Source organism: Verrucomicrobiia bacterium, assembly GCA_023953615.1.
GTDB lineage: Bacteria > Verrucomicrobiota > Verrucomicrobiia > Limisphaerales > JADLHS01 > JADLHS01.
Map to the genome: position 1 here is coordinate 550,835 of JAMLJH010000002.1, position 22,041 is coordinate 572,875.

Below are 22,041 nucleotides of genomic sequence, written 5' to 3' on the forward strand. Positions count from 1 at the left end.
GAAACGCTCAGGCCCGGGTCAGCGCGTTCTCACTGACGAACAGATTGCGCGACCGAAACGCGGCCGGACTTTCCAGCAGCAACACCGCTCGCAGGGAATCGAGAGAAGAAGCAAACCAGGGCCGACGCAGAAAGCGTTGCTCCGCCCGAACCCAGGCTGGCTCTGGAAGATTGAATTTCCACGCCAGCCATTCCGCCGTGGCGGCTAGATAAGCGTCTTCGATTGCGCCAAGTTGCGGAATTTTTTCCGCCAGTGGTGCCGGCGCGGTGGCAATCGCTTCCGGCTGCGGATGGGCATAAAAGCCGTCCAGAAAATTACGCAGAGAGAAATCGAAAGATTCCCCGTGCGCGGTGAGTCGCGCCACTTCAGCCAGCGTTTGCGGAATCATACCTTGCCCTCCGCGAACAATCCTTCCACGAGATATTGTGCCTTCACGGGAATCTGGTTTTTGGGATAATACGCCGCGACGATGTCCATGACTGCCGCCGCCGTTGCCAGCTTGAGGTGGCGAATCAAAAAGAGAATGTCCGTTACGTCGTCCGCTTCGCCCGCCATCGAGCCGATGCGCGAGGCCATGCACTTCATCGCCAGCAGATATTCCGGCGTGGGCATGGTCAAACGCAGGTGGGGAAATTGCGGCAGACTGCCGGTGATGGTTTCATGCCGGGCCGAGACAGAACCTTTGGCCGCGTCATTCAACCACGTTTCGGGCAGATTATTGCTGGCGGCGATCTGCCGGGCGGCGGCGCGAATCATCTGAGTTGGCTGAAAAATCGCGTCCACATCTTTGGTGGAAGGTCGGGCCGCAAATGCCAGCACCATGACCGTGCCGCCGAACAAGCACAATTCACCCGTGACCTGACGCTGCGCCAACTCATCCGAGAGCGCTTGCAGCGCCTTCAGAATCGTCTCGCGGGTCAACGTGTTCAACGAACCAGCCATGTCGGGCAAGACGATAGGCAAATTTCGCAGTCAGGAAAGCCGGAAGTATTCACAATCCTCAGTTGCGAAACGGCCCATTACTCCGCGTGCGCCGTTCCGGAAGGTTCTCCACGTTCGCGGCGGGCCGGGGACCGCCCGCCCTACCTTTGTAGTCGTAAAGTAAATCGTGGATTTTGGGGAGGAGTTGTTGGCGGTTTATGACCGACGGCGTTTGGCCTTGGGCGCCACCGGTAGCAATGGCGCGGTGAGTTTTTCGTAGCGCGCGAACAAAAATTCCACCCGCTCGCGATCCGAGTGAAACGGTTCGGGGCGATAGCATTTCTCCACGGCACGATCCAGTTCCGTGTGCGCCTTGAGTAATTCGGGCGGCATGGCGAGCGGATCGTAAAGGTCGGCCAGCGTGGCGGTTTTGGAGTGCGGTGACTCGTCACCGCACTCCATAAACTTCTCGCGCGCGGCGAGCACGGCCCGCGCTTTTTCTTCCACCCGCGCTCGCTGCTCCGCATTCGCGTTCGGCCACGGGAAATTGTTGTAGTCCAGTTTGATTGAATACTGAAAACGAGATTCCAACCTCCCGCTGACTTGGCGCAACCAAGCCATGTGCATTTCTGAAGTCAAAACTCCAAAGTGGAAGGGCGTCGCGTCGCACAGAATTCTGACTTTATTTCCACAGAGCACGTCAGGCCGCATGAAGCCAATCGGAATATATCTCCGACGTTCAGAACTCACCTCGGGAATCACCAAAAAGTCTTTCTTCGGGAAATACTCAACGTGAAATCTCGTTGGCGTCTCAGCGAGCTTTCGTGTCGGCGCGCTCTTGCTGGCGAGGCGAACTTTGCGCACGTTTTCGACTCGTTCCAAAGCGTGTGGCATCTGGCGAAGTTCGGTGGGTGAACAGTCGCCAAGCCAGAGGCACCAACGTTCAATCCCGTTGATGAATTCTTCCGATCCGATCCAGCGGCGGAAGAATTTCTTGGCGGCGGGCTCGACTTTCAGAAAGTCGGCCTTTTCTTCCGGCGTGAAAAGATAGTTCCCGCCATCAATCGGCTTGTTGCCGATTCCCATTTCGGGAACATCGCTGATCGGTTTCGAGCGATTCGTAATGGCGAGGTCAGAACCTTCGACAAGATACGGGCTGATGTTCTTTGCCGATAAAACGGTGATTGTGTCCGTTGGTTGGTAGGGCGCGTCACTCCGTGCGCGCCGTTTCGGGAGGTGATCTGCACTCGCGGCGGGCAGAGGACTGCCCGCCCTACCTTCATAGTCGTAAATACGCTTGTTAGTTGTATCAAAAGCCGCAAATCCGATGATGACCACATGAACATGCGCCTTGCCGCGCGCTTCGCTGACCCACGCAAAAGTGCGATGGGCAAAGTGAATCTTCAGTTTGAATTGCCGAAACAGATGATTCCAAAGCGTGCCGACTTGTTCGCCTTGTGAAATGGAATTCGTGGAAACGAAGCCGACAATGATGCGCGTGCTCTGAATGTATTCGGCGGCTTTGAAATACCAGCCGGTCACGTAATCAAGCAGCCCGCTGCTCTCCGCATCGCCGGCGATGGCGTCCATTTCAGCGCGTTGCTCATCGGATTGGAATTTCGCTCCCACAAACGGTGGATTGCCGAGGACGTAGCTGCACTTCTCCGGCGGCAGGACGGTTTTCCAGTCGAGCCGGAGCGCGTTGGCGCAATGGATGTGCGGCGATTTTTTGAGCGGCAGGCGCTGGTAAAGCTGGCCGAAGGCTTCGGACACTTTCAGGTTCATCTGATGGTCCATTAGCCACAGCGCGACTTCGGCGATACGCGCCGGCCATTCGCCGATCTCGATGCCGTAGAACTGGTCCACGTCCACCTGCGAGAGTTTGTTGATGTCCGCTAGCGTGAATTCGGTCTGTTTGCCGAAGAGTTCCTTGAGGGTTTCGAGTTCAAGCTGGCGCAGTTCGCGATAGCCGATGACGAGGAAGTTGCCGCAGCCGCAGGCAGGGTCGAAGAACGTGAGCTTGCAGAGTTTGGCGTGGAATTCTTCGAGGCGCGCCTTGCGTCCGGTGGATTTGTCTTTCTGCCGTTGCTCAAACTCGGCGCGGAGGTCGTCGAGGAACAGCGAGCGGATGACTTTGAGGATGTCGCGCTCGCTGGTGTAGTGCGCGCCAAACGTTCCAAATCGTGGCCGGTGTAGCCGCCCGCCTCCAGCGCATCGTGTAACTCGCCCATGATCTGGACGGCTTCGATATTGACCGGGTCTTCCTCTTGAAGCGTGTGTTGCTTGTAGCCGGGAATGAAGGCGAAGTGCTGGACGTGTTTGTGAAATTCCGCGAGCGGAAAGGTGTGCGTGGTGCCGCGCTTCTGGTCGAACAACGGCAGGTCGCGTTGTTCCTCCGGCTCCAGATCGTGAATGGCGATGCGCGCAAAGTCGGAGACGATGATGTAGCGCGGGATTTCGTCGCGGCGGCGGGGATCGGCGGCGAGTTCGCGGAGGTATTGAAACGCCTGCGTCTCAGCCTTGCGCAAATCTTCGCCGAACGATTTGTGTTCGACGAGCATGATGCCCGGCCAGAAGAGGTCAATGCGCCCGTAGTCGCCGGAGATTTTCTTGACGGATTCCTCGAAGCTGGCGACGACGCGACGTTTGATGCCGAAGACTTGAAAGAATTCGTTCCAGAAAGTCTGTTTCTCCGCACTCTCGCTTTTGACGCCGGCCCAATCGCGAGAAAATTTGATCGCGTTGTGCCGGATTTCGTTCCAGGAAATCGGCATGGCTGTTCGCTCGCGCGCGAATCAGCCCTGTTAAGAATGGCGGTGTTTCGGAGAGGGATGTGTGTGCCTGAAATAGAAGGGGCGTGACCTACTCACGCTCCATCACAGGCACGGACATGCCCTCAACGAAACGCTTGCAGGCACGCCCGATTGGGCGTGCTTTGCGAAGCGCCGTTCGTTGAGTCGAAATTGTCCGTTTCGTGATGAACAGCAGCCGAAGCTACGCGAAATGATTTTGGTTAAATTGGTTTTCTGGTCTTTAGTTTATTATTCGGACGCGGCAAGTTTGCGAAAAGAGGCAACGCGAGACAAGCACGGGGATTTTGTCGCGCAGCAAAGCGGGAAGCGGCGCGGATTCTGGCGGGCGGCGCCGGCGAACTGCTGTCGCTCGAAAAACAAACGGATGGCGTAACTGTTGCCTCAAACCCTTCAGCTCACGGCCAGGACCACGCAAACGGAAATCGCAACCGATAAAACCGGGCGGGCGGATCCGCCGGCAAGAGTATGATCTCGGAATCACTGGTCGAGGCAAGGAAGGCGACGGAGTTCCAATGTGCCAGATCCGCAGATGCTTCCACCCAACCACTCAAACCAATGGGCAGGCTCGCGGAAGTCAATTGATTGCTCGCGCCGAGCGACTCGAGCGCAGTAATCCGGGCGGGCGCCAGCAATTGCAGAGTGACATCGGCAATCACCGCCTGGGCGCGCGCGGAGGGATCGAGATAGTCCCAGAAAAGATAGTCCGCGCCCGGTCCGGTCAGTGATTTGTTCGACAAGGCCGGATCGCTTAACGCGTCAATGGGTTCTCCGTTCGCGAGGGCACCCGTCAAACCATAATCCTCCGGATGGGCCACAAAATTTTCGAGCAGTTGAAAAATATCCGGGGAAACAATCCGCAAATCCGGCAGGGTCTGCTGCGCCTGCTCGATCAAGGCGGCCAACTGAAGATTAAAATCCAGCACGCGCTGTCGGATGAAACTTTTGCTCGCCGCCGCGAGCCCGTTGTAAAACGGCACGCGGGTTAAATCCGCCGCGTTGGGCAGGATCAACGTGCGCGCGCCTTTTTGATAAAGCGTCTCAATCGCCACCCAATGATTGGAGAGCGAGAGGTTGATGGCATTGGTCCAGGTCGCGAGGTTGTTTGCCGTGTAGGGCGCGTATTGCGTAATGGCGTACACAAAGTCCGCGTCCGCCACCCAGACGAGAAAAAGCGCGGTGGCCGCATCGGGCGGCGCGGCAAAGTTGTTCAAGTTGGCGACGAGATTCGGACTGTAATGCCCGAAGAATGACCAGTTCTTGTCCGCGTCGTAGGCGAGGCCCAAACGCTCGCTCAAAACTTCGATCCACACCCGACCGTTGCAATAGCGATTTCCATAATAAAAGGCGCCGCCCGGTCCATTGGTCGTGGTGCAAACGCCGTCGCCGAAGGCGTAAAGCGAGGTGAACGAGCCACCGAAGGCCGTCGGACTAAAAGCCAGAAGCCAGACACCTAGTCCCCATTGCACGAGCCGGCTCATGCTCTCCAAGCTATCCGGCGGCGGCGCAAAGTAAAGTCACGAAGCGGCGGGTTTCGGCATGGAACCTTCTTGCTCCCAACCCGTGCGCCGTGTAATTACCGAGCCAATTTGAGCGGCTTCCCGGAATGAAACTCAAGCCATCGGCAATGCTATTCGCGACCGCCCTCGGACTGCTCGCGCCGTCCTGGCTGCTCGCGAACGGAATGCGTCTGGTGAGCCAGGACGGTTTTGCCGCGGCGCGGGGTGAAGCGTTTGTCGCCACGGCGGACAACGCCTCCGCTGTTTATTACAATCCAGCGGGCCTCACCCAATCCGGGACGCACGATTTCCGCTTGGGCATTTACGGGTTGTATCTGGATCCCGCCTACGAACCGCCGGTGGGCGCGCCGAACCACGGTCAAACTTACCACCTCAAAAACAACGTCGCGGCGGCACCGCAATTTTTCTACGCGCACAACCTGGCCTCCGTGCCGGTGAGCTTGGGCGTCGGGCTTTATGCGCCTTACGGCGCCAGCGTAAACTGGCCGGATGACACCGGCTTTCGCTCGGTCGGCACCAAGGCAAAGCTGACCTACCTCCGATTCAATCCGGCGGCGGCGGTCGAGTTGCCGTTGGGATTTTCGCTCGGAGCGGGGTTGATGGTGGATTACGGCGACATCCAGCTCGAACAAGGTTTGTTGCGCACCGCGACCCCGTTTGCCAATAACTTTCTCTTTCGCGGCGACGACTTCAGCCTCGGCTACAACGTGGGTTTGCTCTGGCGGGTGCATGAAAAAATTTCCCTCGGCGCCACCTGGCGCAGCCCGACGTCGTTCACGATGAACGGTCACACCAAGTTTGAACAGCAACCGATCATTCAACCCACGCGACTGGATGCCGAAGCCGACTTCAAATTCCCGCTGACCGTGGCGTTCGGGATTTCGTTCCGGCCGACCCCGAAATGGAATCTGGAGATCAACGCGGACTACACGGACTGGAGTTGTCTCGGAACGATTTTGCTCCGTCAAAAAGCGCCACCGCCGTTTCCCGTGCAGCAAAACATTCCGGTTTCGATGGCATGGCAGGCCAGTTGGAATTATTGCGCTGGCGTCACGCGCTATTTGGAACAAGGCTGGCGCGTCAGTGCGGGTTATCTCTTCAACGAAAGCTCCGTACCGGACACTTACTACTCGCCGCTCGCCGCCGACCTGGACCGCCACTTTTTCAGTTTGGGCGTCGGGCGCAGCGGAGGCCGATATGATTTCGATTTCACCTACCAACTGGGTTACGGTCCGGAGCATCGCGTCACCGGCAGCACCCCTTCGTCCCAACCCGGCCTGTTCACCGGTCAAACCGCCGATGGCACCTATAAATTCATGAGTCACGCGGTGCTGGTGACCTTGGGCGTTCATTTCTGAACGCGTCGCGCTACTGGTGTGACTCTGGCAGTAGCGATGTCAGTCGCTGCCGCGCCCAATTGGCGCGAATGGCCAAACTCTGCACCAGCGCGGCAACCAAACCTGATCCATGCGCCGCGTTCGGCAGAAAAGTAACCCAAGCGAGTCCCGCCGGACCAACACCCCAAGCCCCCAGATGATGGCAACCGGTCTCGTCGGTAATCTCCGCGCGATTCAGTTCAATCGCCATTCTGGGGGCCAACGCTTCGTCCAGTTTTTCCGGCAGAGTCAGTCGGAAGAACACGCCATTGCCCAGCAGGGGATGGGATTCCGCTGAGCTGACTTGAATCAAGGCGGTCCGTTCACAAGTCGCCGCGACTTGTTTGGTTGGCGGCACTTCGCAAGTGAAACCAGTTTCACTCGCCGTTCCGATCCACCTCAGCTTTTTTACCAACGCCAACGCTTGCGCGTAGTCAGCACCGGTAACGCTCGGGGGTATCAGTCCCATCGGAAAATACACCTGAGCAATGATGTCCAGCATGTTGTCCTTGTTCTGGCGCGCGCGGCCATGGGCAGGTTTCGATGCGTTAATCTGACCCCCGAAGCTTCCCGACATGCGCCCATTGGCAATAACGGATCCCCAGGCCGCCTGCAACGCCACGGCATGCGTTAAAAGCGGCTGCACCCAGTGGACGTTTCCCGCGTGAACCCAGGCGGAACAATAAAGGCTGATGGTTTGCTCCACCGGATCGTATTGCAGCGAACTCAAGGAAGCGTCGGTGTTGCGAAACGCAAGGGTTTTTATCGCCTTCCGATCAAGCGAAACTTTTTTCAACACGTCGGTGCGGGCGTGGACGCGCGTGACCACCAAGCCGCGGTCCTGCAACGGTTCGTCGCTCCAGACGGTTTGTTTCACCCGGTGCCCCCACCAACAGAAACCGCGCGGACGGCTTTCGCTCCACTCGGCGTCTATTTGTAGCTGATCATGGATGAAGTTAATTACTGAGGACGCGACATCATTCGGTTCACATAGACTTTTGCTCTTCATAAGGATCTTCCTTTCGATTTTTCAGTTGGTTTCAATCTTGTTTAACTGCGTTTGGCCTTTCCCAAACGCCATCTGGTCACTTCTCTCTGCAGTGCCATAACGGCAGCCTTGAACTGCGTTTCCCGCCCGGATGGCACCCGTTTGCGCATCCGCTTGATGAGCTCGGCCACGGGTGTTTCGTAGGGCAGACAGAGAACTGTGTCGCTCCCGGCACGCAGACAAATATCCGTGCCGCCAAACTGCGGTACTGCCAGTAACGCCAGCGTTGGCGTGAGTCGAATACGGAATCGCCAACCCGCATCCGGACCGGAAGCGGTCAGCATGAGAATTGCGCCGGACGGCAGATGAAAGTCGAGGTCCAGCGGATTGCGCGCGTTTGTTTCAAGTTTCAGGTTCATGATCTTAATTGCGGTAAAGAATGTTGCGATTAACAGATTCACGTTCGGTTCGGGAAATTTCCAAGGGCAGTTCCAACTGTCTCTCGTTCCTCAACCCCCGACACTTGCGCCGGGCTCGGGATCGCACTCGAGATGGCCGCCATTCCGACCACGGAATCCAGATGGCGAAGTGGACGAACAGCGCCACGCGCAGCAGCTCTTCGCCATAAAAACCCGGTTCACCGATCTCGAAGAAGTCTCGTTGCCACCGCTTGAATGCGGGCAATAAAGTGAGCGGCTGAACCGCGTCCAAACCCGACAACACGGTCCGCATGGCGTTGATGAAATCTTGTCGTTCTTTTCCTTCAGCCTCCCTGAAAATCTGCTCCAACAACTTTGGCTGCTCTCGTCGCACGCGCTTGCCGTAATTGATCGCGTGGGTAATCCATTCGATCAAATCCAGGTCCGAAGCTCGCACCTCGTTTTCACTCGTCACTCCGAATGCCCCGAGCTGTTCGCGTAAAAAGTTCTGAAACAACGCGCACTCTGTCGGACGCTTTGAGGAAATTCTGGGTGTCAAGCGCACCAACGGATGCTCCAACCGCTCGTACAAATTCACCCCAACCGCCTCGGCGGGCGCTATCAAACAGTGTTGCCAAAGCTGGTTGCTGAACTGCAGGCGGACATCCGGTGGAATGACTTCATAAAAATCCTCGGATTCGGGATCAAGGAAACGCACGGTGGCCGCCGCGTAACCGGCGCGTAGTGATTTCAACGCCATCACCGCGAAATTTTCATCTTGTCTATCCGGGCGGATCGTGCCCTGCTGCTGTTCTATCACGCAACTGAAAGCTCGTTCCAGCGCCGCCCCGCTGGCGCTCGGGCAACCGGCAAATCCCCGGAGTATCTGCAGCCGCTGCAAGGAATGTCGCAGCTCGTGGTCAGGCAGCACCTCCGACTGAAGTTCGGGATGTTGAATTCCCAGGTCGTAACCGGAGAAGAACGCTTGGTACATCCAATCATTGAGCAATTTGAGGTGGCGCGGTATTTGCAGAACCGACGCCTCGCGCACGAAAGGAAACAAAATCTCGACGCTGCGGAATTCCAATTCCGTGGTTCCGGCGGATAGAAAGTAGCGACACAGCGGGTCTTCCAGCCTCAGATAAGGCTGCGCGGATTGATCTTGTTCCGCCAATTGTTGTTCGCGGGTGACGAACTTCGTTTTGACGCCGGTCTCGGAGGCTCGCATGAGCAGTTTAACATTAGTCATTTGCTGCAATTAGGGTTGAGGGTTAACCGTTGGCCAAAGCGGGACATATCGAAGCGGTGGGCGCGGCACTGGGCAGCACCGCGAAAAGAAAATCACGGATTTCGCGCGCCTCGATTAGATCGGAAGTTCCCAGGGTGACGCGCAAGCGACGCTTGGTGAAATCGGGCTGGTGAAGGGTAAAATGACACCACCATGTGCCGTGGTTGTTCCACAGATGATGGTTGGCGTTGCCGCGAACGCGGCGGGTAGCGAGAACGGATGGTTGTTTCATTGCTGTATGTTGTTTAGTGGTTTCCGAGTGCATACATCAGCCATGAAACAAAAAAGCCGTCGCTACAGGCGACGGCATCAGGTTTCCAAGGAGAAAGGTTTCGGGAACACAGGGTTTCCGCACATCCGCCGTTGCGTTTGCTACGGCGAAAAGCACCTTGGCTTCTCCGGCCAGGTTGCTGGATTCAGACCTTCGTCTGAACCTCTCTGATGCCTACACTCAAACTTAAAAAGAACTGCGACCACCATCGCTCACCCACTTGAATTTTCAAGCGCGATTTGTGTCATAAATTTCACCGGATCAACCCTCCGCAATAATCCGGAAAGCGCACTGCTGGAGACCGGTGACACGACAAAGATTCTGCTTGAGACTAAGGTCAGGTCGGTATAGTTTTTCCACTTGCCCTTGGGTGGAAGCACCTGAAGCGGCTCATACTTGATGTCCAAGTCCGCTTCATAAGACTCGCCCTGTTTGTTTTGGCCTTGAATGCGGTGTCGCCCCTTGACCGGGGCTTTCTTCATTGCCGCGGCCACGGTAGTGCCGGCGTCCTCCGCCAACCGGTTCACACAGGTGCGAACCAGAAAGTTGGTTCCCAACTCGTCGGCCAAGCTGAACAGCTCAAAGATGTCGCTCTCCCGATCCCCGATATGCACACAGTCACGGGGATCGCTGGTCAGCGCCGTCGCTTGGCGCAGGTTCTCCAACCAGCGGAAGCTCTCCTTTTCCTCGATGGGCACCCGGGTCGGGTTGATCTTCCTTTTCAGGGCATCGCAGCCCTTGAATTGTTTGCGGCTCCAGAACTTGATGGCCGCCAGTCCGAGCGGCAGTCCATCCAGCGTGACGGCCAGACTGCTGTGCATCAAAATGCCGCGTACGGTAAAGTGTTTCAGGCGTCCATCCTTATCCTTGCCGCAGGCAGGTCGGCTCAAGATTCCGATCTTCGAGTCCTTCGCTCGCTGAAAGGAGAATTCACAGGTGTCGTGGAGCATCAAAATCTTTTGGTCGGTCCGTGCCAACCGGCCACGGGTGGCTTGGAAATGACCCGCCATGATCTGGTCCTCGCTCACCTCCTCGTTGGCGAAAAAGCGGTAAGCCGCTTTGGTGTTGGCCCAGTCCTGACAGGCATAAGGGATACTTTTGCCAATTCCCGCGGACATCATCCCCAGTAGTTTGCCGAACCGCTTGGCAAGTCGCACATCCTTAAAATGGCAGCCTCCCACTTCATTATCAATCCAGGGGCTGTGGGTCGAGTCGTTGGTGGTTCGCTCTGACTTGGTGGCTGCGGTTTTGGTTTGCATCCCAATTATCCACCACAACTGTCGATATTTGTACATTTTATTCGTAAAGAATTTTCATTCTTCACCAAATAGTTGTGGGTAATTGAAAGAAACTTGGGCCGCTTACAAAAATGTATCTAAAAGCGAAAAGCGTCCCAAATTGGTGAGGCTAATCGTAATCTGGGGATCAACTGCTTTATCGCTGTTCGCTTTACCGTTTACATATTGGGAAACTGTCGCCTCGGAAAGAACATCGTTCGCAATAAGACAAGTGGCCTCGAACGCTGCTGACAAGGCTGCCGCCTTGGATCCGAAAAATCAGCCGATTAGAACCATCGAAGGCTACGCGTTCTTACACTTGCGGGGTACAAATTTGTTGCATCAAGCACCACAAGATGTCCCGTATGGGTACTTGTTTACAGGCCAATTTCCTCACGTCAACTCGAATCAATGGAAAATCCAGTTGATTACGGCAAAGCCAACGTCGTTTTTCGGGCAGAATGACATGACGCTCGCTTTTGAATTTAAAATGAATCCGATGCATCCGCTTTACAACGCATCGGCAGACACAGCCGGAGCAATCGAAAATTGGGATGTAGTTTGGATTGACTGTGGAGTAATTGGTTACGATCGAGAACTAATAGACGGGTGGGCAACTGTGACGATAAACTCAATATCGACAAGAAAGTGGCTTTTCCCTCCCCAAATCTCATACACATCTTCGTTCACGAGTATGGCAACTAAGGACGGGTATAAGTTGTACCCTCTAGGACAAGCTGGCAGCAGGAGCGATTTATTTGAAGGAGGGGCAAAATAGAAAACACAAAAATTTCCGGCACGAATGAGCCGTTCCAATGTCCAATCATCGTCCCAATACAGAGGCAACTGTCCGCCAAAAATTCTCCTACCCGGCGTGCGGGGCAGCGGCAGAATGGAATCCGGTTAAGCAATCGCTCGTCTGCCCGTTCTGCGGCACGACAGAATCCGAAATCAAAGGCAAGGGAATGAACGGCAAGGGAATAATTTCAAAAATGTATTCCGTATTGGACGTTCGACGCGCGGGCCCACGCGCAGTGGACCGCCGAATCCGGTTATTACTATTACGAAACGGAGTACTACACGGACGCCAATGGCAAACGGCAAAGTCGGCAGGTGCGTAAAATCCGCTGGGAATGGTCTTCTGGTGCCGTACGCCATTTCTTCGATGACGAACTCGTTCCCGCCTCGCGCGGGGTGCAACCCGATTTGCTCCGTCGGATCGAACCGTTCCCCACGCAGCAACTCACTCCCTACAACGCGGGATTTCTTTCTGGCTGGGTGGTGGAGCGGTATCAGATTGACCTGATCAGCGCCGCCCAGCGCGCCCGGGCCGCGATGGACCAAATGTTGCGAGCGCTTTGCGGCGCGCAAGTGCCCGGCGACACCTATCGCAACCTGAACGTGAGCGCGAATTATTCGGAGCAAACCTTCAAGCACATCCTGGTGCCGGTCTGGCTGCTGAGTTATCATTACGGCGCGAAAGCCTTTCAAGTGGTCATCAATGGTTTTACCGGCACGATTGCCGGCCATTACCCGAAGAGCTGGGTGAAAATTTTCTTCGCCGTGCTGGCCGGATTGATTTTGCTCGGCGTGATCGTGCTGATTGCCTATCGGCAATAGGGCGATGGTTGGTCGCGCGCATCACTCCGCAGTGTGTCGTCGTGGCGGTTCGGAACGCGATGGAGTCAGTCAGCAGCGGGCAGGGGAGTGTTCGCCTACCTTGGGGCGAGCAGGTCTGGTATCGGCCTGTGGTGATTTGAAGGTGCGATTTTGAATCTTGAATTGGCTTGGAGTTGCAGCGGATATTAGTCGCGTTATGAAGAAGATCTTTTGGTTGGCGCTGGCCCTGTTGATTGGCTGGAATGGCAGGAGCAGTTGGGCGGCACCGTCGCCGGTTCACCTCGCCAATCCGTTGCAGGGTACGGATTCGGTGGGTAGTTATTCCCACGGCAACACTTATCCGGCGATTGCCTTGCCGTTCCCCATGAACGTCTGGGCGCCGTACACGCAGCCGCAGCGCGACTCGTTTTTCTACCAATACCGGCAATCGAAAATTCGCGGCATCCGCCAGACGCATCAACCGAGTCCGTGGATTGGGGATTACGCCAATTTCGCCCTGATGCCGGTCACCGGGAAATTGGCGGTGAACGAGGAGGAACGGGCGTCGGAGTTCCGCCATGAATCCGAACTGGCCCAGCCCGGTTATTACCGGGTGCGTTTGGATACCTGGCAGGCGACGGCGGAGGTGACGCCGACCGACCGAGCGGCGCGCTTTCGTTTCACTTACGAAAACGAGGACGCCGCCTACGTGGTGTTGGACGCATTCAACAATGGCTCCAGCGTCACCATTTTGCCGGAAGCAAACCGGATCATTGGAGTTTGCCGCAACAACAATGGCGGGGTGCCGAATAATTTCTCGAATTATTTCGTGATTGAATTTGATCGTCCGTTTACCGCGTTCGGCGTGTGGACTCCGGAGGGCGTTCGCGCCGGTCAAAAGCAGTTGACCGCCCAGCACGTCGGGGCGTTTGTGCAATTCGAGGCCCGGACGAACCGCGTGGTGAATTGCAAGGTGGCTTCGTCCTATATCAGTCCCGAGCAGGCGGAACGCAATCTGGCGCGGGAGATTGGCGCGGCGGATTTTGACGCGGTGCGGGAGCGCGCCGAAGCCGCGTGGAATGCGTTGATGGGGCGTTTGCAGGTAACGGGGGGCACGGAGGAGGAGCAACGCACCTTTTACAGCGCGGTTTATCGCAGTTTTTTATTTCCGCATCGGATGCACGAATTGGACGCGCAAGAGCGTCCGGTGTATTTCAGTCCCTACGATGGACAAGTTCACGCGGGTTTCATGTACACCGATACAGGTTACTGGGATACGTTCCGCGCCTCGCACCCGCTTTACAATTTGCTCGTGCCGGAAATCAGCGCCGAGATCATGCAAAGCTTGGTGGCGGCGTATCAGCAAAGCGGCTTCCTGCCGTCCTGGTCCAGCCCCGGCCACCGGGATTGCATGATCGGCAATCACGCTTTCTCGCTGTTGGCGGATGCGTGGGTGAAAGGGATCACGAATTTCGATGCGCGCACGGCGTTGGACGCGATGGTGCATGACGCCAACACGCAGGCCCCCGAGCGTTGCCGCTCGATCGGACGCGACGGCGCGGCGTTCTATCATGAGCACGGCTACGTGCCGACGCGCTATCGCGAAGCCACGGCCAAGACGCTGGAGTTTGCGTATGACGATTTCTGCGCGGCCGTGTTGGCGCAGGCGCAAGGTCAGGTGAACGACGCGGCGGCGTTTCTCACCAGCGCCATGAATTACACGAATGTTTTTGATCCGCAGGTGGGTTTCATGCGTGGTCGCAATGAGGACGGAAGCTGGCGCGCAAAGTTTGATCCCACCGAATGGGGCGGTCCGTTCACGGAAGGCAACGCCTGGCACTGGACGTGGAGCGTGTTTCATGATGTGCCGGGATTGATCCAATTGCTGGGCGGCGACGAAGCGTTCGGTAAAAAACTGGACGGCGTCTTTTACACGCCACCGGACGTGAACGTAGGCAGTTACGGCACGATGATTCACGAGATGACCGAGATGGTGGCGGCCAACATGGGCCAATACGCGCACGGCAACCAGCCGATCCAGCACATGCTGTATCTTTACAATTACGCCGGGCAACCGTGGAAGACACAGGCGCGGGTGCGCGAAGCGTTGGCGCGTTTGTATCATTCGACTCCGGACGGTTTTTGCGGCGACGAAGACACGGGGCAAATGTCGGCGTGGTACGTGTTCAGCGCGCTGGGATTTTATCCCGTCTGCCCGGGCACGACCGAATATATCATTGGCAGTCCGTTGTTTGATCGCGTGACGATTGCGCTGCCGCAGGGGAAACAATTCGTCGTTACGGCAAAGCGCAATGGCCCGCTGCGTCCCTACATTGAAGGCGCGACGCTAAACGGGACGATTTTTGAAAAAACATTTCTGACCCACGAGCAGATTGCCGGCGGTGGCGAACTGGTGTTCAACATGACCTCCGCTCCGAATTACAAATGGGCGGTGTCACCAGAAAGCCGGCCCGGCTCAGCGCTGGAGTCATTGCGTCAAGCCAACCGATGACGCACCGGAGCGATAGCAGATCAGTTGGCGCGCAGTTGCTTCAGGTATTGCGCCGCCGCTTGATTTGAAGGGTCAAGGCGCAGGGTTTGGCGGAACTGCTCAATCGCTTCGGGCAGCCGCCGCTCCTTCGCCAGCGCAATGCCAAGATTCAAATGGGCCAGCGTGTGGTCGGGTTTGAGCCGGATTACGGCGGCGAATTGTTCCCGCGCTCCGCTCAGGTCGTTGCGCATGGCCAGTTCCACGCCCAAGAGATAGCGCGCCTCCCAGAAATCAGAACGCAACTGGATGGCCTGGCGCAGACTGGTCATGGCCACCTCGCGCTGCCCCAAAGCGGCCTGCGCTTCGGCCAAATCCAGATACAGTCGCGCGTTGTCCGGTTGCTGGGCGAGGGCGGGCTGGATTTGTGCGAGCGCGGCGGCGGGCCGATTTTGCCGGAGCAAAACCCGCCCAAGTTCCACCTGGGCATCCGGGAGATCGGCGCGAAGCTGCAGCGCGCGATGAAATTGAGTCTCAGCTTCTTCAAGCCGCCCAAGTCGCGCCAAAACTCTGCCCAGGTAAAAAGCGGGGCCGAAGTGGTAGGGCAATAATGCTCCCACCTGTTGCCATTCCGTTGCGGCCGCGGTCAGGTCGCCAGTGTCTTCCAAGAGTTTGGCGAAGTTGCCTCGGATGGAAAAATCATCGGGACGGCGCTGCAGCGTCCGCGTGTAAGTGCCGAGGGCGACAGGCAGCGCGTTGGAATTCATTTGCGATCGGAGAGTTTGCAATTCCTGCTCCAGGCTGGCCAGTTGGTTGGAGTGATTGAGTTGCTGCGTGAAAGGCGGACGCTGCTCGCGTTGCCACACATTTTGGAAGACGCGGTAACGATCCCACGGGGTGACGGCTAGTTGTTGTTCGCAATCCGCCGGGGTCGGCCAATCCGGTACGGTGGACCCCTCCTGGCGTGCGGTCAGCCAACGCGGCGCGGACTCCGCAATGAGCCGGGCCAGTCGTTCGTTGCCGGCAAAGTTAAAATGAACGTGCTCGTAGAACATTTCCGCTCCCGGGATGGGGCCGAGTTCGTGGGCCACATCCAGCAAACTGACCTGCTCATTGGCAAACGCCGTAGCGGTTTGCCGGATGATTTCGTTTTGCGTCGCCGTCGTGCGGAACGGCAGCGCATCCAGATTTCTGGCTCGCTCGAAACAACTCCGGGCGGCATCCAGTTGGTTTAAGGCCAAATGACAGCGCCCCAATCGAAATTGCAGTTCGGCGTATTCGCCGTCGAGCGCCGCCGCTTTTTCGTATTGGGCCAACGCCGCGCTCCAGTTTTGGGTCGCCTCCAAGTTCGCGCCGGCTTGGATAAGCGTCTCCCAGTTGCCGCTTTGGGCGGCATCGAATTGCGGCGCGTGCAGCGAGGCGAACGGGGCGCAATCCTTCAGGTTGCTGGCCACCGTGCAGAGGAGTACTGGAATTTGGCGCTGACGCGCGAGGCGTAAAATGGCTTCGAGATTGGCGCGAAAATTCTCATCGGTCCGCCGGCGCCCGGAATCTTCCGGTCGGGTTTTGGCCTCCAGAAACATGCGCATGCCTTGCCAGGCGGCCGGCGGAGCGGCACTGGTCCAATCCCGGTGAATCAGCGCATCCAGTAATTGTCCGGTTCGAGTGGCTTTCAAAACCAGGCTCGCGCGGATGAGAAATCGCGGGGGCGCTTTGGGGCCGAAGACCGTCGCGGCGCCGTACGGCCCGACCACCTCATTGTTTCCCATGTAAATGATCCAGAGATCGCCGTCGCGTTGGGCGCAATCTTGTGCGATGGGCAGCAGCGCGTGGGAATTGATGGCCGTCATGGCGGCGCAAATCACTTCAAACTGCCGGTCCGGGAAACGCTCCCGTAACAGAACTTCGAGATACCGGCCAAAACCAAAAGCCGGTTCAGGATCGCCCAGGGCGGCTGATTCACCCAGGATGAAGATGCGAAAGGTATTGCGGTCTTTGACGGCGGGAAAAACCGTGGGCGCCGGAACTCGTGCGAGTGAACGCGGGAAAAAGCGCAAACCAAAATCGTCGTTGGCCACCCAGACGTCGCGCCCGCCGATTTGCGCTTTACGAAAAAAACTGGTGGTGTAGCCGTAACCCGCCAGCCGCAGCGCCAATTCCAATCCGCCCAACAACAGAACGGGAATCAGTGTGGCCGCGAGGAGCTTATACCACTTTTCGCGTCCGCTCCGGAGCGTTGGACGTTGCTTCGGCGGTGCCGCTCGAATTGCGGATCGAGACTTGCGCTTCACACATCAGACTGTGGCAGAGAATCCATCCGAAGAAAATTCAAATGGGGAGCCGCGCGGCCTGCGCTTCGGCCCAGGCTCTATCGCATCAACACCGGCCGGACTTGTTCCGCCATCAATTTATAACCGTCCGCGTTGAAATGTAAGCGGTCGTTGCGAAACAGTTCGGGGCGGATGTGTCCGTTGGCATCGAAAGTAAAATCGAACACGTCGAGGTATTTTACTTTGGGCTGCGTTTTGGCGTAGGCGGCGACCAGTTCATTCAAGGCGCGTTCCCGGGCGGCGGAATTCCATCGGCTCGGACTGTTGTTCCACGCCATAAAGACGATTTCCGTTTCGGGCAGGCGCGTATGCACGGTGGTTACGAAATCCTTGAAATCATTGAACGTGCTCTCGGCGCTTTTGCCGCCTTGCAGGTCGTTGCCGCCGGAGCGGAAGATGATCTGGCGTGGTGCGTAGGGGAAAATAATGCGTTCGGCAAAATGCGTGGCATCCACGATTTCCGAGCCGCCGAAGCCGCGATTAATCACCGGTAACCCGGGAAAATCCTGCGCGAGGGTGCTCCACAAGCGGATCGTCGAAGAGCCGGTGAACAAAATCCCGTGCCGGGGTGGCGGATTGGTTTTATCTTCCGCAGCGAAACCCGCCATGTCTTTATCCCAGATGCTAAAGTTGCGTTGATCGGGAACGATCCAGCGATTGAAACGCATCCAGTCGGCGCAGCGTTCCGGCCATTCGGCGGTGGGGCCATAGCGTGGATCGTGGCTCGCGCCATGTTGGCCCGCCGCGTAAGCGTGCAGTTCCGACGGCACTTCGGCTTGGCGTAATGCCGCGTAGAACGCCAGTGAATTTTCGATGGGCACGGTTGTATCGCCCATGGTGGCCACCAGGAAAACCGGTGGCGTGTTCGGCCGAACGTGCTGCTCCAAAGAGAGCGCTTGGATTTGCGCGGGGGTCGGTTCGTCACCCAACAAAGCCTGACGGGAACCCTTGTGAGCGAATGGATCTTCCAAGGTGATGACCGGATAGATGAGCGCGGCGAAGTTGGGGCGGGCGTCCACCGCATCCAACGCGTGCCCGGTTTTGCCTTCCGGGGCATCCCATAAAGTCGCGGCGCAAGCGGCCAGATGACCTCCCGCCGAGCTGCCCATCACGCCGATGCGCTGCGGGATGATGCCAAATTCATCCGCGCGCGAACGCACGATCCGAATGGCGCGCAAAATGTCTTGCAACGGCGCGGGATGTCCGTAGTCCGAGAGCCGATACTTGAGGACGAATACCGTAAGGCCCAGGGAATTCAACCATTGTGCGTCACGGATGCCTTCACCCACCGTCACGTAACCGCCGCCGGGCGCGTAGATGATTGCCGCTCCCGTGGATTGAGCCACGTCGGGCGCGTACATCGTCATCGTGGGAATCTGCACGTGGCGGAAGCGGTTTTGTTCCCGGACCTCCACCGCGTCGGATTTCAAGTTCGGCACGCCCTCGGGCCACAGAGGAATGACCTGCGGTTCCGCCGCGAACAAATTCAGCGGCAGGCCACAGAAAAGGAAAACCGCCAGTCGTCGAAAGCAAGCTAATCGCATGAACTCATTTTGGGCGTTGCGCGTGTGACGGCAATCAAAAGTTTTCTCGGCCGGTTGAATCAGTGGGCGAAATTGCCCCACGTGGCGCGGAGCGTCTCGGGCGCGGCGCCGCTCTGCCGCAAAGTTTGCAAGCTCAGCGCGGCATGGCGTTTGGCCAGCCGTTGGCCGTGGTCATCCAGCATCAGTTCGCAGTGATAAAAGCGCGGGGCCGCGAGTTTGAGCGCGCGATACAGCAGGAGTTGCCGCGCGGTGGACTTCAGTAAATCCGCGCCGCGCACGACTTCGGTGATTTGCATGGCCGCGTCGTCCACAACGCATGCGAGCTGATACGCCGGCACATTATCCGGTCGCCAAACGACGAAATCTCCGAAGTCTTTTCCGGCCACAAATTTTTGCGAACCGAGATTCCCATCGTCGAAACTGATTATCTCGCCGTCAGGAACGCGGAAGCGAATCGAAGGTCGGCGTGGAGCCGGGGCGTTCGCGCCGGGCGCCGACCGGGCGTTTTCGAAGTTAGGCCACGGAAGGTGCTGGTCGCGACAAAAGCCAGGATAGAGCGGTTCATCATCGTCTTCCGGATGCGGGGCATGAACGGCCGCCGCGATGTCCTGGCGCGAGCAGTGGCAACCATAGACGAAGCCGCCTGCGCGCAATTGTTCGAGCGCCTCGCGATAGTGAGGCCATCGCTGGCTTTGGGCGTAAGGCGCCCACCGCCCGCCGCAATCCGGTCCTTCACTCCACGCGAACCCGAACCAGCGCAAGTCGTCGTACATCGCGGCGATAAATTCCGGTTTGCAGCGCACTTGATCCAGATCGTCATTGCGCAAAATCAGCGCCCCACCCGCCGCGCGGGACCGCTCTTGCGCGATCCAGAACGTGCGCGCATGGCCGAGATGCAGGTGGCCGGTGGGCGACGGCGCAATCCGTCCGCGATAGGAAACCCGGGCAGCGGCAGGCGCAGTCATGCGAACGGTTTAATAGGTGAGCAAGCTGATCAAATCCAGTCCGCGTTGCGTCAGTTCCCAACGGTCCTGACGTTGCGTTACCAAACGGCGACAGGGATTTTGCCGATACTCCACGCGGTTTACGGAGAGCAATTGCACCGCCGCCTGGCTTTTGATTTCAGCCGCCGGGCGCGGGGTGGCGGCAATGGGAATGCCCATGAAATTCAGCTTGAGTTCGTAACCGGCCACGTCTTGCGGATCCGCGGCGGCGGACGGTTGCACGAGCGCGGCGTAACGGTGCAACCACGGAAAGTCGGTCTTGCGGACCAGGACGCGGCACAGTTCGGGTTGCTGTTGCAGCCACCGCACCAGATTGAAGTTCGTTCCCAATTTACGCTGCTCCAGCAACACGGCTTGCGGGTCAAGACCGAGCAGATTTTGGCCGTTCCACTGGCCGTGGTCATTGCGCTGTTTGGGAGCGTGTTGCTGATGCCAGGCCGCAAAGTGGTCATTTAACATCACGTTCAACTCGAAATGAACGTGGGCGCGTTCTTTGGAAATGCCTTCGCGGGTGTTGGCCGTCCGCCCCATGATGGCGATGGTCTCGCCGGATTTTACCTCGTTTCCGATTACGAGGTCTTTGCGGATTTCCCGCAGGTGCGCGTAGAGCGAATAAATTTCCAACCCCTCCACCAGATGGCGGATCACCAGATAATTGCCGTAGTTGGAAAGCGCCGGTTTGCGGTTGAGATAAACCACCGTGCCGTCCGCTGTGGCCAGGACGGGATCAATCGGCTCGCCTTTTCCGTCGCGTTGCCGGCAGCGGATGTCGAGTCCCTCGTGTAATTGCCAGCCGCCGGTGCGGACGCAGCCAAAGGAACCACTCGGCCACGGCTTGCCCACGGTGGGGACAAAAAAGCGCGCGCCGCCTCCGTCCGCGTCGTAGAGCGCATGGTTGGCGGTGGGCAATTGAAAAGGTTGCGCGAGGGAGAGCGTGGCCCCGGCCAGACCGGCCAGCGTGCCCAAAAAATACTTCAACATGAAACGGGTTTGCCGACGGAGTCAGTTGGTTGGCGCGGCGCTAAACTTGCCGCTGAATGACCCGTCCTGGTCCTTGAATCCGGCGACGTTATTCCAACCCTGCACCATGGCTTTGGCTTCAGCACGGTCGGCATCCGGCGTGAACGAGAGCACGCCGTCGCGGATGGGTTTGGTGATCAAGGGCGCGGCGATCCAGCGATCAAAGACGTTGGTGCTGATGCGGAACTGGGCGCGCACCGCCAGCCGGCGGCGGAGATTGGAGGCGGTGTATTGCTCCAGCAACCACTGGCCCTGCTGGTTGAATTTAATCATGATCAAAAAATTATCATCCGTATCAATGAGCTGCGCGGCAAGAATCTGGGACTCGTACAGGAAAGGTTGTTTTTCAACATTGATCGTCATGGGCGCGGCGCGCAGCACCTGGACGGACTCACTTTGACCGGGCGGCAGGAGGTTCGTTTCCACGTGGAGGCGCAACAGTGCGGGAGACTTTTCCGCCTTTTTTTCCGGCGATTGACAGCCCACCAGCGCCGCCGCGCCGGCGACCAGCAGCACTTTGAGATTGAATTGCACCAACCGACTCACCATAGTGGCGACACCAAATCGTAATACGAAAGCAAAGTAAAGACTTAGTATGGGAAAACAATCGAACAAGATCATCAAACGGAAACGCGCCCGCGCTTACTTGAAACGGAAGAAAGCCACGGTTAAGGCCAAGCGCAAAAAAGCGTCCGCCTGAGTTTTTTGACAACGACAAAGCCGTCCGTTAAGGACGGCTTTTTTGTCGAATAGAACAGGTGAAGAAAAACGGGTTAATTGGAACGGATAAAATCGTCCGCATCCAGGACAGTGCTGTCATCAAACCGGCGGTTCGGTCCGGCGGAGCGGATTAGTACGCCGCCCTCGGTAAAGTAAATTCGCAACGGGGTGCCCCAAGGGTCCACGTATTCGCCCTTATCGTTCAACTCGGTTTTGCGCCCCACCAAAATGATCACGTTTTTGCTGTTCTCACCCTGTAAGGCCTTCGCAATTTGAGCGTTGCTCCCATTCGGATACGAGCCAACGCGTTCCTTGTATTTTTGCAGGCCGATAAAGAGGTTTTCGACATCCTGATTAAACTGCGCGGTTTTGGCGTTGGCGCGCAAAGTTTTCCAGGCGCTCGTGGCCCAGAGCGCTCCGCAGAACACCGTAATGACTCCAATAACGGTCAGAATCTTCTTCATGC

The 22,041-nt window shown here is 57.5% G+C and carries 18 protein-coding genes and 1 pseudogene; 4 read left to right on the plus strand and 15 right to left on the minus strand.

The window, feature by feature from the left end; all coding sequences use genetic code 11:
- Window positions 1-7 precede the first annotated feature (7 nt).
- The 4 genes and pseudogenes from M9920_12705 to M9920_12720 form a co-directional block, all read right to left on the minus strand.
- The gene (locus tag M9920_12705) at window positions 8-388 is read right to left on the minus strand and encodes a hypothetical protein (protein MCO5053151.1); all 381 of its coding nucleotides are present in this window, start codon (window positions 386-388) and stop codon (window positions 8-10) included.
- Window positions 385-963: a DUF6036 family nucleotidyltransferase gene (locus M9920_12710; GenBank protein MCO5053152.1), complete on the minus strand. Its 579-nt coding sequence runs from the start codon at window positions 961-963 to the stop codon at window positions 385-387. The genes M9920_12705 and M9920_12710 overlap by 4 nt, the downstream gene beginning before the upstream one ends.
- Window positions 964-1,137: 174 nt before the next feature.
- Window positions 1,138-3,695 (minus strand): annotated as a pseudogene (locus tag M9920_12715) (hypothetical protein).
- Between the two features lie 434 nt (window positions 3,696-4,129).
- Window positions 4,130-5,212: an SGNH/GDSL hydrolase family protein gene (locus M9920_12720; GenBank protein MCO5053153.1), complete on the minus strand. Its 1,083-nt coding sequence runs from the start codon at window positions 5,210-5,212 to the stop codon at window positions 4,130-4,132.
- 125 nt (window positions 5,213-5,337) lie between these two features.
- Between M9920_12720 and M9920_12725 the strand changes: the two genes are divergently transcribed.
- On the plus strand, window positions 5,338-6,609 hold the full coding sequence (locus tag M9920_12725; protein MCO5053154.1) for an outer membrane protein transport protein: 1,272 nt from the start codon (window positions 5,338-5,340) through the stop codon (window positions 6,607-6,609).
- Window positions 6,610-6,619: 10 nt separating this feature from the next.
- On the opposite strand, the gene M9920_12730 is transcribed toward M9920_12725, so the two are convergent.
- From M9920_12730 to M9920_12750, 5 genes are all read right to left on the minus strand, one after another.
- A complete protein-coding gene (locus M9920_12730; protein ID MCO5053155.1) occupies window positions 6,620-7,504 on the minus strand; it encodes a hypothetical protein in 885 nt (294 codons plus the stop codon).
- 173 nt (window positions 7,505-7,677) lie between these two features.
- Window positions 7,678-8,034 carry a hypothetical protein gene (locus M9920_12735; GenBank protein MCO5053156.1) on the minus strand — a complete coding sequence of 119 codons (357 nt, stop codon included), beginning with the start codon at window positions 8,032-8,034 and terminating at the stop codon, window positions 7,678-7,680.
- 4 nt (window positions 8,035-8,038) lie between these two features.
- A complete protein-coding gene (locus M9920_12740) occupies window positions 8,039-9,262 on the minus strand; it encodes a hypothetical protein (protein MCO5053157.1) in 1,224 nt (407 codons plus the stop codon).
- 43 nt (window positions 9,263-9,305) lie between these two features.
- Complete coding sequence (locus tag M9920_12745) at window positions 9,306-9,554, minus strand: hypothetical protein (GenBank protein MCO5053158.1); 249 nt, start codon at window positions 9,552-9,554, stop codon at window positions 9,306-9,308.
- A gap of 251 nt (window positions 9,555-9,805) precedes the next feature.
- The gene (locus tag M9920_12750) at window positions 9,806-10,852 is read right to left on the minus strand and encodes a hypothetical protein (protein ID MCO5053159.1); all 1,047 of its coding nucleotides are present in this window, start codon (window positions 10,850-10,852) and stop codon (window positions 9,806-9,808) included.
- A gap of 82 nt (window positions 10,853-10,934) precedes the next feature.
- Here M9920_12750 and M9920_12755 point away from each other — a divergent pair, with 82 nt between their 5' ends.
- The 3 genes from M9920_12755 (at window position 10,935) to M9920_12765 (ending at window position 14,981) form a co-directional block, all read left to right on the plus strand.
- Window positions 10,935-11,648 (plus strand): hypothetical protein, encoded by a 714-nt coding sequence (locus tag M9920_12755; GenBank protein MCO5053160.1) that lies wholly within the window; start codon window positions 10,935-10,937, stop codon window positions 11,646-11,648.
- A gap of 335 nt (window positions 11,649-11,983) precedes the next feature.
- A complete protein-coding gene (locus M9920_12760) occupies window positions 11,984-12,490 on the plus strand; it encodes a hypothetical protein (protein ID MCO5053161.1) in 507 nt (168 codons plus the stop codon).
- A 196-nt stretch (window positions 12,491-12,686) separates the two neighbouring features.
- Window positions 12,687-14,981, plus strand: coding sequence for a GH92 family glycosyl hydrolase (locus tag M9920_12765; GenBank protein ID MCO5053162.1), 2,295 nt, complete (start codon window positions 12,687-12,689; stop codon window positions 14,979-14,981).
- A gap of 20 nt (window positions 14,982-15,001) precedes the next feature.
- On the opposite strand, the gene M9920_12770 is transcribed toward M9920_12765, so the two are convergent.
- The 6 genes from M9920_12770 to M9920_12795 all read right to left on the minus strand — a co-directional run bounded on the left by M9920_12770 (window position 15,002) and on the right by M9920_12795 (window position 22,039).
- On the minus strand, window positions 15,002-17,248 hold the full coding sequence (locus M9920_12770; GenBank protein ID MCO5053163.1) for a tetratricopeptide repeat protein: 2,247 nt from the start codon (window positions 17,246-17,248) through the stop codon (window positions 15,002-15,004).
- 77 nt (window positions 17,249-17,325) lie between these two features.
- The gene (locus tag M9920_12775) at window positions 17,326-18,831 is read right to left on the minus strand and encodes a GDSL-type esterase/lipase family protein (protein MCO5053164.1); all 1,506 of its coding nucleotides are present in this window, start codon (window positions 18,829-18,831) and stop codon (window positions 17,326-17,328) included.
- Between the two features lie 59 nt (window positions 18,832-18,890).
- Entirely contained in the window at window positions 18,891-19,796 is a 906-nt protein-coding gene (gene gluQRS / locus M9920_12780) for a tRNA glutamyl-Q(34) synthetase GluQRS (protein MCO5053165.1), read from the minus strand.
- A gap of 9 nt (window positions 19,797-19,805) precedes the next feature.
- Complete coding sequence (locus tag M9920_12785) at window positions 19,806-20,816, minus strand: M23 family metallopeptidase (protein MCO5053166.1); 1,011 nt, start codon at window positions 20,814-20,816, stop codon at window positions 19,806-19,808.
- Between the two features lie 21 nt (window positions 20,817-20,837).
- Window positions 20,838-21,404: a hypothetical protein gene (locus tag M9920_12790; protein MCO5053167.1), complete on the minus strand. Its 567-nt coding sequence runs from the start codon at window positions 21,402-21,404 to the stop codon at window positions 20,838-20,840.
- 224 nt (window positions 21,405-21,628) lie between these two features.
- Window positions 21,629-22,039 carry a YdgA family protein gene (locus tag M9920_12795; GenBank protein ID MCO5053168.1) on the minus strand — a complete coding sequence of 137 codons (411 nt, stop codon included), beginning with the start codon at window positions 22,037-22,039 and terminating at the stop codon, window positions 21,629-21,631.
- Window positions 22,040-22,041: the final 2 nt, after the last annotated feature.